This window comes from Rhodococcus sp. IEGM 1241 (assembly GCF_033142365.1).
GTDB classification, from domain to species: Bacteria; Actinomycetota; Actinomycetes; order Mycobacteriales; family Mycobacteriaceae; genus Rhodococcus_F; species Rhodococcus_F erythropolis.
On sequence record NZ_JAWLSE010000006.1, the window covers coordinates 339,988 to 353,741 of the forward strand.

At 63.7% G+C, this 13,754-nt stretch carries 14 protein-coding genes; 8 read left to right on the forward strand and 6 right to left on the reverse strand.

The window, feature by feature from the left end:
- From R4P70_RS25685 to R4P70_RS25695, 3 genes are all read right to left on the reverse strand, one after another.
- Positions 1 to 1,464, reverse strand: a 1,464-nt coding sequence (locus R4P70_RS25685; RefSeq protein ID WP_317832429.1) for an Ig-like domain-containing protein, incomplete at its 3' end; no start/stop codon positions are given.
- Between the two features lie 240 nt (positions 1,465 to 1,704).
- Positions 1,705 to 2,958 carry a serine--tRNA ligase gene (gene serS / locus R4P70_RS25690; RefSeq protein WP_007736032.1) on the reverse strand — a complete coding sequence of 418 codons (1,254 nt, stop codon included), beginning with the start codon at positions 2,956 to 2,958 and terminating at the stop codon, positions 1,705 to 1,707.
- A 65-nt stretch (positions 2,959 to 3,023) separates the two neighbouring features.
- Positions 3,024 to 3,419: an ankyrin repeat domain-containing protein gene (locus R4P70_RS25695; protein ID WP_047272770.1), complete on the reverse strand. Its 396-nt coding sequence runs from the start codon at positions 3,417 to 3,419 to the stop codon at positions 3,024 to 3,026.
- A gap of 70 nt (positions 3,420 to 3,489) precedes the next feature.
- Here R4P70_RS25695 and R4P70_RS25700 point away from each other — a divergent pair, with 70 nt between their 5' ends.
- The 6 genes from R4P70_RS25700 (at position 3,490) to R4P70_RS25725 (ending at position 9,659) form a co-directional block, all read left to right on the forward strand.
- Positions 3,490 to 4,596 carry a septum formation family protein gene (locus R4P70_RS25700; RefSeq protein ID WP_003945397.1) on the forward strand — a complete coding sequence of 369 codons (1,107 nt, stop codon included), beginning with the start codon at positions 3,490 to 3,492 and terminating at the stop codon, positions 4,594 to 4,596.
- Positions 4,597 to 4,599: 3 nt separating this feature from the next.
- On the forward strand, positions 4,600 to 4,950 hold the full coding sequence (locus R4P70_RS25705; RefSeq protein ID WP_007736028.1) for a metallopeptidase family protein: 351 nt from the start codon (positions 4,600 to 4,602) through the stop codon (positions 4,948 to 4,950).
- A 134-nt stretch (positions 4,951 to 5,084) separates the two neighbouring features.
- The gene (locus R4P70_RS25710) at positions 5,085 to 5,384 is read left to right on the forward strand and encodes a PE family protein (RefSeq protein WP_003945399.1); all 300 of its coding nucleotides are present in this window, start codon (positions 5,085 to 5,087) and stop codon (positions 5,382 to 5,384) included.
- 60 nt (positions 5,385 to 5,444) lie between these two features.
- Positions 5,445 to 6,698, forward strand: coding sequence for a PPE domain-containing protein (locus R4P70_RS25715; RefSeq protein ID WP_317832432.1), 1,254 nt, complete (start codon positions 5,445 to 5,447; stop codon positions 6,696 to 6,698).
- Positions 6,698 to 7,516, forward strand: a complete 819-nt coding sequence (locus R4P70_RS25720) for an ESX secretion-associated protein EspG (protein WP_317832434.1) — start codon at positions 6,698 to 6,700, stop codon at positions 7,514 to 7,516. The genes R4P70_RS25715 and R4P70_RS25720 overlap by 1 nt, the downstream gene beginning before the upstream one ends.
- 40 nt (positions 7,517 to 7,556) lie before the next feature.
- Positions 7,557 to 9,659 carry an acyltransferase family protein gene (locus R4P70_RS25725; protein WP_317832436.1) on the forward strand — a complete coding sequence of 701 codons (2,103 nt, stop codon included), beginning with the start codon at positions 7,557 to 7,559 and terminating at the stop codon, positions 9,657 to 9,659.
- A gap of 9 nt (positions 9,660 to 9,668) precedes the next feature.
- Here the strand turns inward: R4P70_RS25725 and R4P70_RS25730 are convergent, their stop codons facing one another.
- The 3 genes from R4P70_RS25730 to R4P70_RS25740 are packed head-to-tail and all read right to left on the reverse strand — an operon-like array spanning position 9,669 to position 11,918.
- Entirely contained in the window at positions 9,669 to 10,337 is a 669-nt protein-coding gene (locus tag R4P70_RS25730; protein WP_042453186.1) for a histidine phosphatase family protein, read from the reverse strand.
- Entirely contained in the window at positions 10,334 to 11,266 is a 933-nt protein-coding gene (gene pheA / locus R4P70_RS25735) for a prephenate dehydratase (protein WP_020905747.1), read from the reverse strand. Before pheA ends, R4P70_RS25730 begins: the two co-directional genes overlap by 4 nt.
- A gap of 13 nt (positions 11,267 to 11,279) precedes the next feature.
- Positions 11,280 to 11,918, reverse strand: a complete 639-nt coding sequence (locus R4P70_RS25740) for a hypothetical protein (RefSeq protein WP_021334642.1) — start codon at positions 11,916 to 11,918, stop codon at positions 11,280 to 11,282.
- Positions 11,919 to 12,057: 139 nt separating this feature from the next.
- Between R4P70_RS25740 and R4P70_RS25745 the strand changes: the two genes are divergently transcribed.
- Positions 12,058 to 12,837 carry a DUF2470 domain-containing protein gene (locus R4P70_RS25745; RefSeq protein ID WP_019746383.1) on the forward strand — a complete coding sequence of 260 codons (780 nt, stop codon included), beginning with the start codon at positions 12,058 to 12,060 and terminating at the stop codon, positions 12,835 to 12,837.
- A 10-nt stretch (positions 12,838 to 12,847) separates the two neighbouring features.
- Positions 12,848 to 13,669 carry a CPBP family intramembrane glutamic endopeptidase gene (locus R4P70_RS25750; RefSeq protein ID WP_020905746.1) on the forward strand — a complete coding sequence of 274 codons (822 nt, stop codon included), beginning with the start codon at positions 12,848 to 12,850 and terminating at the stop codon, positions 13,667 to 13,669.
- Positions 13,670 to 13,754 lie beyond the last annotated feature (85 nt).

Consider the following 13,754-nt stretch of genomic DNA (forward strand, 5'->3'; position numbering starts at 1 on the left):
AGCGGTGAAGTCAGCCGTAACACTCTGAGCGCCAGCAGCATCGAACGCATGGCTCAATGTCGCAACACCAGCAGCCACCGTCACCGGAGTGCCGATCGCAGTGCCGTTCGACTTGAACTGCACCGAACCGACAGCATTCGAGGGAGCCACGGTAGCGGTCAGATCAACCGCCGTACCCGTGATTGCCGTCGCCGGAACCGAGAGCGCCGTCGTCGTCTGCACATCCACCGGAGCCGGATCAGAAACGGTCACCGTCTGAGCCGATGCCGACGAACTCACGAAGCCAGCACCAGCGGTGAAGTCAGCGGTAACACTCTGAGCACCAGCAGCATCGAACGCGTGCGACAGAGTCGCAACACCACCAGTCACCGTCACCGGTGAACCGATCGCCGTGCCGTTCGACTTGAACTGCACCGTGCCGACAGCATTGTTCGGAGCAACCGTCGCCGTCAGATCAACCGCCGTACCTGTGATGGCAGTAGCCGGAACCGAGAGTGACGTCGTGGTCTCGACATCGACCGGAGCCGAAGCAATGCTGATTGTGGCGAGCGGGCCCGCGCCCGCGTTCAGGTTCGCATTTCCCTTTGCATCGCGCGGGCTGCACCTGGTCGGCGCCCATTGCGTGCCACCAAGGAAACTGGCGCGAGCCAGCTGAGTATTGAAATTCTTGTCGTCGCCGTAGTTGGCGGCAGTACCAGCCGTTCGAATTGTCGGTTGAATTACGCCAGATGCGCCTGCGACCATAGTCACGTCTATCGCTGGCAACCTGAACCAACTGTCGCCGTTGCTGTTTGTGCTGCCGTCCAAGTTCTTCTTGGTTTTGGGAGCTCGGATGCCACCCTCGCTGTTGGTGCTGTTGGAAGCACCATTCCCAACCACCTGATTACTACCTGAAATTCGCAGGTAAGGACCGTTTGCGTCCTCGACACCCGCATCACTGATTCGAATAACAGAGGGCGCAACACCATCGAGGTTGAACGAAGTCCCCGCAACGATTGTCGCGCTGACGAAGGACGCGTTGCTCGGCAGCGTGAAGTCGTTCTTCAAGCGCGACAGGTTGGTCGTCGTCGCACCTGAATCAGAGTTTGGGTAAGAGGATGCATTTGTCTGCATCCGGAAGGTGAATGTTTCTCCGGGAGAGACTGTTTCGGGAGCATCAACTGTAACGGAACTGGTCGTCATCTTGTCGACGGTGAGCACGGACTTCGCCTGACACGCAGTCTGAAAGGTCGTCGTAACAGGCGCCGCGGACGCGGGCGTGCCGACCAGCAGCATTCCGGCGACCATGGCGGTTCCGGTTATGGGCACGGCGAATCGCCGCAACTGAGAGATTTGGGGCATGGGCACTTCCTTCGGAAGGGCAAACATGAGCAGTGGATTCGGACAAAACGTGTGCGCGCCGTCACAACATAACGAAAAAACTAGTACGTGTACTACTTTTGGCAAGACACTTGTCCAATTCACCCCGGACTCACCCTCGTATCACCAGACGCGGGATGGAAAAGCAGGGTATGGAAACTCGATTGAACGCAAAACTATCGCCAAAGCGGCCCATCGACAACGCTTTTGGTGGTCACCGCGCCAATCGGCGGGAAAAAGTTGATATTTCGTCAGTTCAGAAAAAGTTCCAAACCTACCAGTACGAAAGTACGAAAAGGGCCGCGACGGAGTCCGTCGCGGCCCTGATTGTGTTGGTTCAGCGTGTCAGCGAAGCACATCCGTGCCGACAAACGGCACCAATGCCTCGGGCACTCGCACCGAACCGTCGGCCTGCTGATGGTTCTCGAGAATCGACACGATCCAGCGCGTCGTAGCCAAGGTGCCGTTGAGAGTGGCGGCCGTCTGCGGCTTGCCGTTCTCGTCGCGGTACCGAACTCCGAGGCGGCGGGCCTGGAACGTCGTGCAGTTGGACGTCGATGTCAGCTCGCGGTAAGTGCCCTGCGTCGGGACCCATGCCTCGCAGTCGAACTTACGCGCAGCCGAAGAACCGAGGTCTCCGCCGGCGACGTCGATCACGCGGTACGGAACGTCGATGGCTGCCAACATGTCTCGCTCCCACCCTAGGAGACGCTGGTGTTCGGCGTCGGCGTCCTCGGGACGGCAGTACGTGAACATCTCGACCTTGTCGAACTGATGGACACGGATGATGCCGCGGGTGTCCTTGCCGTAGCTTCCGGCCTCGCGGCGGAAGCACGAGGACCAACCGGCGTAGCGCTTCGGGCCTTCGTTCAGTTCGAGGATCTCGCCCGAGTGGTAGCCGGCCATGGGTACCTCGGAAGTTCCGACGAGGTACAGGTCGTCATCCTGCAAGTGGTAGATCTCGTCCGAGTGAGCACCGAGGAAGCCGGTACCGGCCATGATTTCCGGGCGTACGAGCACCGGCGGAATCATCATCGTGAATCCGTTGGCGATCGCCTTCTGCGCAGCCAACTGCAGCAGTCCGAGCTGGAGCATGGCCCCGTAGCCGGTCATGAAGTAGAAGCGCGAACCCGAAACCTTGGCGCCGCGTTCCATGTCGATCAGGCCGAGCGACTCGCCCAGCTCGAGGTGATCCTTCGGCTCGAAGTCGAACTTCGGAATCTCACCGACGTGTTCGAGAACGATGTAATCGTCCTCGCCGCCCGCCGGCGCACCTTCTTGTACGACGTTGGAAATCGCGCGGTGTGCGGCGTCGAGCGCGGCCTGCGCCTCGTGCTGCGCGGCCTCGGCTTCCTTGACCTTTGCCGCCAGTTCCTTGGAACCTTCGAGCAGTGCGGGACGCTCCTCCGGAGATGCCTGTCCGACCTTCTTGCCGAAGGCCTTCTGCTCTGCACGGAGGTTGTCTCCGGTCAGAACGGCAGCGCGTCGGGACGCGTCGGCTTCGAGCAGAGCGTCGACCAGTCCTGGATCTTCTCCACGGGTGCGCTGCGACTCGCGGACGATTTCGGGGTTCTCACGGAGAAACTTGAGGTCAATCACGACTTCGAACTTTACCCACTCACCGCAGCTCGCCGACGGTCACGTCCACGTCGGAGAGGGGGAGATCACGATTCGAGCAGACTCAGGTAGTCCTCGCGTCCGAACATCCGAGCCGCGTCGACGGCAGTCGGGTGTCCACCTTTCGGGTTGGCTCCCCCGCTCACCAGCGCTTTCACCACCGCATCCTCACCCTTGAAGACCGCTCCGGCAAGGGGCGTCTGGTTCTTGTCGTTGGGCCGGTTGACGTCGGCGCCGCGCTCGATCAGGGCAACGACGGCGTCAGCGTGACCGTGGTACGCCGCCAACATGACGAGCGTGTCGCCACTCTCGTTGGTCAGATTGACGGGAACTCCGGCATCGACGTACGACGCCAGCCCGGCTGCGTCACCGGTTCGTGCCATGTCGAAGAGCCGGCCCGCCAGCTCGACAGCCTCGGGATCGAGTGGGGTGTTTTCGCTCATGACTACAAAATACTCACAGACGCGATTGTGAGTTTTGTAGTGAAGGTTCGATATCGCCACGGCAACAGGCATGATGGAATCGATGTCCGAAGACAAGATCGAGAAGTCGCCAGATCCGGCCGATCCCCAGGGGACGCCGGCGAAGAAAACTGTCTCCGCGAGTCGCACCCGTCGGGTCCTGGCTGCTGTGGCGGTAGGTGCGGTGGTCGCCGCGATCGCAACGATCGCGATTTCCGGTGGATTGAACAAGGACGACTCGTCCTCGGTCAGTGTCAGTGGCGGCGGTCCCGCAGCGACGGGATCTACTCGCGACGACGCCTTCACCGCGGCTGCAGCCGGCGACTGTCTCAACTGGACGCCTGCGACCGAGTCGGGCGGAGACCGCACGGACATGTCGAAGGTTCAGTGCGGAACTGAACACCGCTTCGAGGTAGCCGGACCACTCGACCTCTCGGTGTTCCCCGGCGCCGAGTTCGGCCCCGGTTCCCGGTACCCGGGCGCCCTTCGGTTCGCCGAACTCCGCGACGAGCACTGCACACCCATCGTCATGTCCTACCTCGATTCGAAGTTCGATCCCAAGGGCAAGTTCAGCGTCGGCCTGATGTTCCCGAGCGAATCGGGTTGGGCTTCGGGTGAGCGCGCACTGCGTTGCGGCTTGCAGTTCTCGACCACGACCGGCGAACTACAACCGTTCGTAGGCCGCGTGGCGGACCAGGACCAGTCGAACGTGTGGGACGTCGGCACCTGCATCGGCATCAACCAGAACCTCCCGACCGATCCGGTCGATTGCGCGAAACCGCATGCATACGAGGTTATTTCGGTGATAGACCTCGGCACTCAATTCCCGGGCGCAATGCCGTCGGTCGAAGATCAGGACCGCTATCTCGAGGGCGTCTGCACTCAGGCGTCCAACGAGTACCTTGGTTCCGCAGACGCGCTTCGCGACAAGACGCTGACACTGTTCTGGGACAACATTTCACTGGAAAGCTGGTTGGCCGGCAGCCGCCGAGTCAATTGTTCGATCGGCAAAGAGGTCGAAACCGGCGGGTTTGCCGCGATCACCGGAAGCGCCAAGGGCGATATCCTGATCAACGGCGCCGCTCCGGTCCCGCCACCCGCTGCACCGGAAGGTCGGTCGTTGCCGACGCCGTTGCCCGGCGCAGCTCCGCCGTCGTAAGCCATGACGGTAACTATGACGCCCGACCGGTTCGAGGAACTGGTCGGCGAGGCGCTCGATCTGATTCCGCCCGAACTTGCCAAGGCAATCGACAATGTCGTGGTGCTTGTCGAAGCACGTGACGAAGAAGAACCGGGGCTGCTCGGTTTGTATCAGGGCGTCGCTCTGACCGAGCGGGATTCTCATTACGGTGGGTACCTGCCGGACACGGTCACTATTTTCCGCGATTCGATACTCGACATCTGCGCATCCGAGGACGAGGTTGTTCACGAGGTTGCCGTGACCGTCATCCACGAGATCGCGCACTACTTCGGCATCGAAGAAGACAGATTGCACGAACTCGGCTGGGGCTGAGGGCAAAGTCGTCCGATTTCGGGGGGAACCAAAAGCGGGCGGTATGCATCAAAGTATGTGCGGGGGGATATCGACGGCTGTGCGCACGGCCTCCCGACCACTTATCCGCCCTGGTCAGGAAGGAGTTCGGCACTATGCACGTCGACCCTCAAGCCCTAGTTGCCGCCGCAATGGAACTCGAGTCCGCGGCGACGCGATTGCGCGGAATCGTCTCTACTGCGCAGCCGACGCTACGCGTTCTCCCAGCGGGATCCGAAGAAGTGTCCGGTAGCGCGGCAAATTACTTCAACACCATCTCGGGCAGCCTTGCCTCGTCCACCGATCGGGCAATCGAGGAGCTCACCGCGGCTGCGGCAGCTCTGCGCAAGAATGCAGCTGCCTACGAGCTCGAAGACCAGCTCACCAAGTCCAGCCTGGCAGCCGCACCGATCTGATCGACAGAAATCGAACTCGGTAACTCGGCAACACAGTCACACTTCCTGGGGGGAAGAACAATGGTCGGCATCACCGGCGTCATCTGGTATCCACGGGGCGCAGCACCCAACTCCGCAGCACTGGTCGCCGGAGCCGGGCCGGTCCCTCTCGGCGTGGCGGCCGGGGCCTGGTCCACCGTGTCGTCCGGACTGACCGACACCGCTGCATCAATCTCTCGCGTGATGGCGGACCTTCGCACCGGGTGGTCCGGAGAAGCAGCGGATGCCGCATTGAGCAAGTTCGCGCCGTTTCAGGAATGGGCTGCTGCTGCCGCGTTGCTCGCGGGAGAAACTGCATGTAAGGCCCAGGTGCAGTCCGGTTCGTACACGGTTGCCACCCTCGCCATGCCGTCCCTGGCCGAGATTGCAGCAGTTCAAGCGGCCAAGGTCGCCGCGTATTCCATCGGCGGGGCGCTGGTAGGCGGAGCCGCTGCAGCCGAGGCTGCCGAAGAAGCTCTCAAAATTCGAGCGGCGGTGACAATGGAAACGTACGACGCCGCAACGGCCCATCTGGCCGTGCAGCAGAACTTCGACTCACCACCGTCCATCGCGGAACCCACAGCTGGGGCATCCGCTTCGGCCGAAAGCCCAGGCAGCGCCGCACGACAGTCCGTCGTGCAAGCGGCATCCACGCTCGCTGACGCAATCGCGGATCCCGTGCGCGCCGCCACCGCTGCTGTCGCATCCGTAGTTTCCAACCCGGTATTTGCCGCCGCTGCCTCACAGGCCGGTGCCATCTCCGGTGGAGTTGCCACCGCAACCAGCGCCACCACCACCGCAGTCACAGGCGCCACCACTGCCGCATCAGCTCTCGCGACGGCAGGAGCAGGACTCACCGGACTGGGCGGCGCGGGACTCGGCGGCGCAAGACTCGGCACTTCCACACCATCACTGTTCGGCACCCCGTGGGCAAGCCGGGCACCGGCACAGGTCAGCGCAGCTTCCGCGACCACCGGAGCCGGAGCATTCGCGGGCTCGTCGTCGAGCAGCAGCACCGGTCGGCACGCTCTTCCTGATCCCTCCACCGGCCAGAGCGCCACGCGCCAGAACCCCGTGACCTCGCCGGTTCAGGGCACCACAGATACCGTCAGGGTGGATCCGGCCCGAACCGCAGGCGGATCTGCGCCGATCGCCGGCGGCCGTCATGCGGCCCAATCTGAAGACGAGACCGAGCACGACACACCCGATTACCTGAAGCACTTCGAGCACTTCGCCGACGGCCGAACAGTCATCCCGTCCGTGATCGGTGGCGCACTCGAAACTGCAGAGCATTGATGGTGGACCTCGGCACCTCACCTGATGGGTGGAATTTACCTGTCGTCGCCCTGTCACAGGACGAAATCGACTATGTACGTGAGCGACTCGGGCTCGATGCGCTTCCCGTGGTTCTCGGTGGCGCGACGGTTCACGCCAGTGCGAGCGCTCACCGTATGGCGATGCAGTCCGCGGCAGATTCGCTCTCCGAGCGCGATCTCCTCCCCGGCGGGGAGATCCATCACGACCTCAGTGCCCGCCTGCGCGTCCTGACCCACCCCAAGTGGGAGTTGGCGCTGCGTCGGCATGTCGGCGGAAGCATTTCACGCCTCTGCGTCGCACAGGGCAAGTTCCTTTGTGTCGAAGCAACTTCAACCGATTCTTCGTTCGCATTGTGCAGCGTCACCGCCGAACCAGCTGCACCCGTTGTCACCGCGCTCGGCAGCGCCGAAGCAATGCCGATTGCCGTGATCAACGCACCGACCGAGATGCTCAGCCTGGCATTCGGCGCCGGCCCGGATGCAGACAGCGTGAGCTCGGCCTTGATCAACGCCGGGATACTCGAAGATGACGCACGCCAACTGGGTAGCGCAATCGTCACATGCACCGCCTTCGCCGAATTGGTTGGAATACCACACAGTTTGGGAGCGACGACGCTCATGACCGGCGCAGTGACTGTGTACGACACCTTGGCCGGCCGGCTCGTGGGTTCGACTACTCGGGCTGCCGACGGCACCGAGTGGACGTCCATCAGTTCCGGAACACTCCATCGCCTGCGACAAGCCGTGAACGCGCTGGTAACCGAACTCGAGGAATCGACGCCGGAGACTTCCGGGTAACCTCGGGGCGTCCCTTCAACGCCCGGAGCCTTACTTCAGCATGCAGTTCTCGCGTCAACCGTCGTCACCGGGCGAACAAGGCTCGGTCGCCACGATCGACCGGCCGAACGAAGAACGGGCAACAACACCGCACCGACAAGACCTGAACGGACTGCGTGGCCTCGCCATCGGTTTGGTGGTCGTGTTCCACGTGTGGTTCGGACGGGTATCGGGCGGGGTGGACGTCTTCCTGGTTCTGTCCGGATACTTCTTCGTCGGCTCACTGGTTCGACGCGCCGAAGCCGGGGGTTCACTCAACCTGGTCCCGGCACTGCGGCGGGTGTTTCTGCGGCTGTTCCCCCTGATCGCGGTGGTCAGCATTTTGACCGCACTGGGGACCGCGTTGCTGCTGCCACGCACACGCTGGGCCGATCTGGGCGATCAACTGATCGCGGTGCTCGGGTTCTTCCAGAACTGGCAGCTCGCCAGCACCGCAAGCGACTACCTGGCCGCCGACAGCTCGGTCACTCCCCTGCAGCACCTGTGGTCGATGGCCGTACAAGGTCAGTTCTATCTCCTGGCCATCGCACTGGTCTCCGTGATCGCTTATGTGGCTTCACGCGTGAATCCCAACTATTTCCGCCCGTCACTCGCGGTCACCCTTCTGGTTCTGACCGCAGGATCTTTTCTCTACGCACTCGCCAAATCTTCACGTCACCAAGCCTGGGCGTACTACGACTCCGGTGCCAGGTTGTGGGAATTGGCACTCGGTGGTCTGCTGGCCGTTCTGATGACCAGCACACGCAGTCGGCAGATCGCATCCCTGCCGTTCTCGGTCAGAGCGACGATCGGCTGGGCGGGTCTTTCGTCGATCCTGTTGTGCGGCATAGTGCTCGACGGCGCCCAGCAGTTCCCCGGCCCGTGGGCGCTGGTGCCGGTGCTGGCCACTCTTGCGCTGATCCTGTCCGGAGTCGGCGACGACACGCCTTGGACGTCGAAGACGCTTGCCCATCCGGCACTGACGTGGCTCGGCTCGTTCGCATTCGCGCTGTACCTGATTCACTGGCCGATTCTGGTGTTTGCACTCGTGATCACCGGACGCCCCGAAGCCGGCCTGCTCGGCGGGGCACTGATCATCGCCCTCTCCGTCGCGGGGGCGCTTGCACTCCGGCGCCTGGTCGAGGTTCCGGTGGAGCGCGGAGGCCGCTCGCGCCGGTACACCGTCCTGGCTTGCGTCGTCACCGCTGCCGTGGTCCTCGCCGCTTCGGTCGCCTGGCAGTCGTACGCGAGCAGCCAGACGACGGGCCAGCGGGCGGTCGACACCCTCGACCTCCCGACCCATCCCGGCGCACTCGCGCTCACCGACGGTGCCGAAGTACCCAAGGCGTCGATGGTTCCCTCGATCTTCGATGCGCCACTGGACCTTCCGGCCAGTACGCTCGACGGCTGTATCGCCGATTTTCTCGAGCGGGACGTCGTCCACTGCACCTACGGCGACGCCGACGCCGACAGAACCATCGCCCTCGCGGGTGGTTCGCACTCCGAGCACTGGCTCACTGCACTCGACGAACTCGGCAAGAGTCACGGGTTCCGCGTCGACACGTATCTGAAGATGGGCTGCCCGCTCACCATCGACTCCATGCAGACGTTGTCGGACAACGACTATCCGGATTGTGTCGACTGGTCGCGTGGGGTGCTGACCGAGTTGGCCGACGCCTCACCCGATTTCGTGTTCACGACGGCAACCAGGCCGAGTTCCGACGGCCCTGGCGACGTGACGCCCGAGTCTTACGTACACGTGTGGGAGGAACTGGGGCGCGACGGTATCGACGTGCTTGCCATCCGCGATACCCCGTGGTTGCACCACGACGGCGTCGCCTACCGCGCGATCGACTGTCTGGCGACAACCACGTCACCCGATCACTGCGCGATGCCACGGTCCGAAATGCTCAGCGACGTCAATCCGGCGCCGTCGGCGATCGGCGATCTGACCAACGTCCGTCTACTCGACCTCAGCGACGGCGTCTGCGGACCGGAGTTGTGCCGCGTCGTGGAGGGAAATGTGTTGGTGTATCACGATTCCCACCACCTGACAGCCAGCTACGTGAGCACGCTGTCCGCTGAACTCGGGCGCCAACTGAGCGTCCAGACCGGTTGGTGGTGAAGCCGGCCGTCAGCCCATCACGTCGTCGGCACCGGGGATGAGTCGATGCTCGAACGGCGGGTTGACGGTTCCCCAGCGCAGGCACTCCCAACCGCCGTCGACCGAAGGCAACAGTTCGACGGTCTCGGTGTTGGCCAAGTGGTTGTTGGCTGCGAACAGACCGGGGACACCGGCAAGCTGGGCTGCGACAAGACGGATCGCCGCACCATGACTGACCACGACGATGTCGCCGCCGTCTCGTGAGCCTTCGAGAAATTCTTCGCGCAGCGCATTGACGACGGGGACGTATCGCTCCAGGACGTCGTATCCCGTTTCACCACCGGGGATGCGAGCGCCGAGGTTGCCGGTGTGCCAGTGATGGAACGTCTCCATGAACAGTCGGTGCGCGGCCTCGTCGGTACGATCTTCGAGGTCACCGGCCTGCACCTCGTGCAATCCGTCCCGCACGTCCAGAGAGACACCGGCGGCCTGCTCCACAAAACCTGCTGTCTGCCGGGCACGCAAAGCCAAGGACGATACGAGCGCCAGAGGAGGAGCCGAAGCCAGGCCGATGCCCAACGTCTCGGCCTGCGCCAACCCTTCCGGCGTGAGCTTTGCTCCGGGCAGAGCGGTGTCGAGACGTTTGGCGACATTCGCCTCCGTCTGACCGTGCCGAACGAGGATGAGCCTTCCGGTCATCGTTCTCCCCCTCCATGCTTGAGTTCGTCGATCCACCGAATCGCTTCTTCGTCCGAAGGAGGTTGTGGCCCGGTCGAATTCGCTGTCGCCCACGACCCCAGGAAGCGGACTCCGGATTTCCGATGCAGTGCACGCATCGCCTCGGCCACCAGCGAGTCCTCGACGTGTCCGACGCAGTCCACGAAGAACCGGTACGTACCCAATTCCGTTCGCATCGGACGCGATTCGATCCGAGTCAGATCGATACCGCGAGCGGCGAATTCGGAGAGTGCGCGCACCAGGGAGCCTGGAGCGTTGTCGAGGTGAAGCACCAGCGCGGTGCGATCGGCACCGGTCCGTTCGGGAACCGGAGCCGGCTTGGTGACCAGCACGAAACGTGTACGGGCGCCGCCCACATCGGCGACGTTGTCCGCCAGGCTGTCGAGTCCGAGCATCTGACCGGCCAAAGCCGTGGACACACCGGCGTCGACCGTTCCAGCCTGCACGTCCAGCGCCGCACCGGCGTTGGACGAGGCCAACACCACCTCGGCCTGGGGCAGGTTCTCGGCGATCCATCCGCGGACCTGTGCGCCCGCATGCGGATAGGCCCCGATCGTGCGGACCTGGTCGGCGGTCGTCCCGGCCCGAACCAGGATGGAGAAACTCACGTCCAGATCGGTTTCGGCAACGATCTGCAGGGGCGAACCGAGAGCGAGTGAATCGAGCGTCGGCGCTACGCCGCCTTCCACCGAGTTCTCGAAGGGAACTACGGCCCCGTCCACGGAACCGTCGCGAACCATGTCGAGAGTCGCCGGCGGACTGCCGGCCGGTACTCGCTCGACAGTTTCGCCGAACGCGCCCTCAGCCTCCAACTGGGCGAGAGCTATCTCCGTGAAGGTTCCCGACGGACCGAAATACGCGATTCTTGGCACGCCTAAAAGATTACGCATCGACCCACGCCGGTCACTGCAAACCCGCGGCACGCAGAGCCGTTTCCACCGCAGGCAGATCTGCAACCTCGATCGTGAGCAGCACCTCGCGCATCGCGGATGCGGCTTCCGGGATCAGCGCGGCGAGTTTTTCGGGCTTCGGATCGACTATCGCGGCGCGCACGTCGTCGCCGCGCAGTGCAGCGACGGTGCCACACAGTAGGGCGATCACCTCGTCGCCGTCGGCTGCGCGGGCTACGAAACCGACGGACTCGTGCGCGAGTACCGCCAGGAAATCAGCCACTTCGGTGGGCGTACGACCGGCGGCGAGTCCGGGGATCCGTCCACCTTCACACAGGCGCAGCGCCGCTTCGGCGGGTGTCAGATCCTCTTCGCCGCCGTCGACGTACACCGCGAGCGGAGCGGGCAGACGTAGCGCGATCGCGTCGTCGATCTGGTCGGTGGTGACGTCGACGTCGAAACGGACGGCCTCGTACGACGCTTCCGTGTCCGCACGCAGTTCTTCCGGATCGATATCGAGGCGAACGACAACCCGGCCTGCTGCTTCGCCACCGATCAGCGCCGAAGCCGGAACGACCGGGAGAAAGAGTGCTTCGAGAAGTCCGCGCGAGTTTCTCGGGGCGGGCAGCCCGAGTGAAAGAGGAATGGCCACAGACAAACCGTAACCCCGGCGCAGGCGGCGGATTCCACGCGAGTTGCGCAAAAGTCTTGCGATTCACACCGAAGCGCCTTAGGTTAGGGTTACCTCATCATCCGATGGAGTTCGAGAGAACACCCGCCAAGGGGGCAGCATGGCAACGAAGACCAGCACCGGCCCGTCCACCGCCGAACGCGTCCGCAGCGCCTGTGTGCGCGCACAGGACGCAGTTCTCGCCATCGAAGGCAGCGATCCCACCGTCACGTCGGTGCATCACCTGCGTTCGAACGGTGACGTCGTCGTTGCAGTCCCACATGCCTCCGCAGCTGCGGCCCTGGCCTGGAACTCCGGCGGCGGCGGACTGCCTGCCGTCCTCGAGATCACCGATCACGCACCACTGCGTCTGCGTGAGCCCGTGCGCTCCCTCGTGTGGCTTCGCGGCTCGTTACACGCCGTGCCCGACTACGAGGCACGCGTTCTCGCCGACGACGTCGCATCCGAACACCCCCATCCGGGGCTCCTCGACATCGGCCACACCTCGGTCCTCCTTCGCCTGAGCCTGGCCTCGGCCGTTGTCGCCGACTCGACGGGGGCAGAGCCCGTCGCCGTGGACGAACTGCTGAACGCCAGCCCCGATCCCTTCTGGGAAATGGAGACGGCGTGGCTGCAGCATCTCGACGAAGACCACCGCGATCTCGTGGACCTGCTCGTGCGCAAGCTTCCCCCGTACATGCGCACCGGACGCGTTCGCCCACTCGGCATCGACCGCTACGGACTGCGCCTGCGGGTCGAGGATCACACCGGCGACCGCGACGTGTGGATGCCGTTCGCCAACCCCGTCGACGACGCTCCCGCGCTGAGCCGTGCCATCCGAATGCTTGTCGGGTGCCCTTTCCTCAACGGCCTCCGATCGGGTGGCGCTGCAAACGGCTAGCGTTGCGCGGGTGAATGCCCGCGAAACCGTCCGCACCTGGTTACGGCCGCCGTCTCCCGTTCGAACGGACCCGGAACTCGATCCCGCCGCCAGACGCGGAATCCGGATCGAGATCACTATCGTTCTGCTGGTCACCTTCGGGCTCAGCGGATTGTCCGGGATCCTTTCGCTCGCCGAATCCTTGGCGACGCCGGTTGCGCTCTCGGATCAGACGGTTGCACTCAACCCGTCGCGCGCTGCCATCGACTGGATCGACCTGGCGCGCCAATTACTGGGCGTTGCAAAGCTTCTCGCGTGGGCAGCGCTGGGACTCTATCTACTGTGGCGTTCGGGGATCGGTCCACGTGCTGCGGGCCTGACTCCCAAACCTCGATTCGGTCGCGACATAGCTCCGGGATTCGGCCTCGCCGCTGTGATCGGCCTCCCCGGACTCTTGTTCTACCTCGTCGCTCAGGCACTGAGCATCAACCTCACCGTCCAAGCCAGCGCGCTCGACGACCACTGGTGGCGGGTTCCGATCCTCGTACTGTCCGCAATCGCGAACTCGGGCGCCGAAGAGGTACTGGTCGTCGCCTACCTGATCACTCGCCTCCGAACACTCGGCTGGAGCGAGAACAAATCTCTGCTCGCGTCCTCGCTCCTGCGCGGTAGTTATCACCTCTACCAAGGGTTCGGCGGCGGTGTGGGAAACGTGATCATGGGGCTCGTGTTCGGTCGATACTGGCAGCGCACCGGCAAGCTGTGGCCGCTGATCATCGCCCACGCGCTCATCGACATGGTGGCGTTCATCGGTTACGCCCTCCTGCGCGATCACGTCTCCTGGCTGCCGTGACCGGTACCGTGAACTGGTGACCGGCGACTCCGAATATCCTCAGCGCCCTCCGCGGCGCCAGCCGCCAGGGCCACCTCCGCGGCGC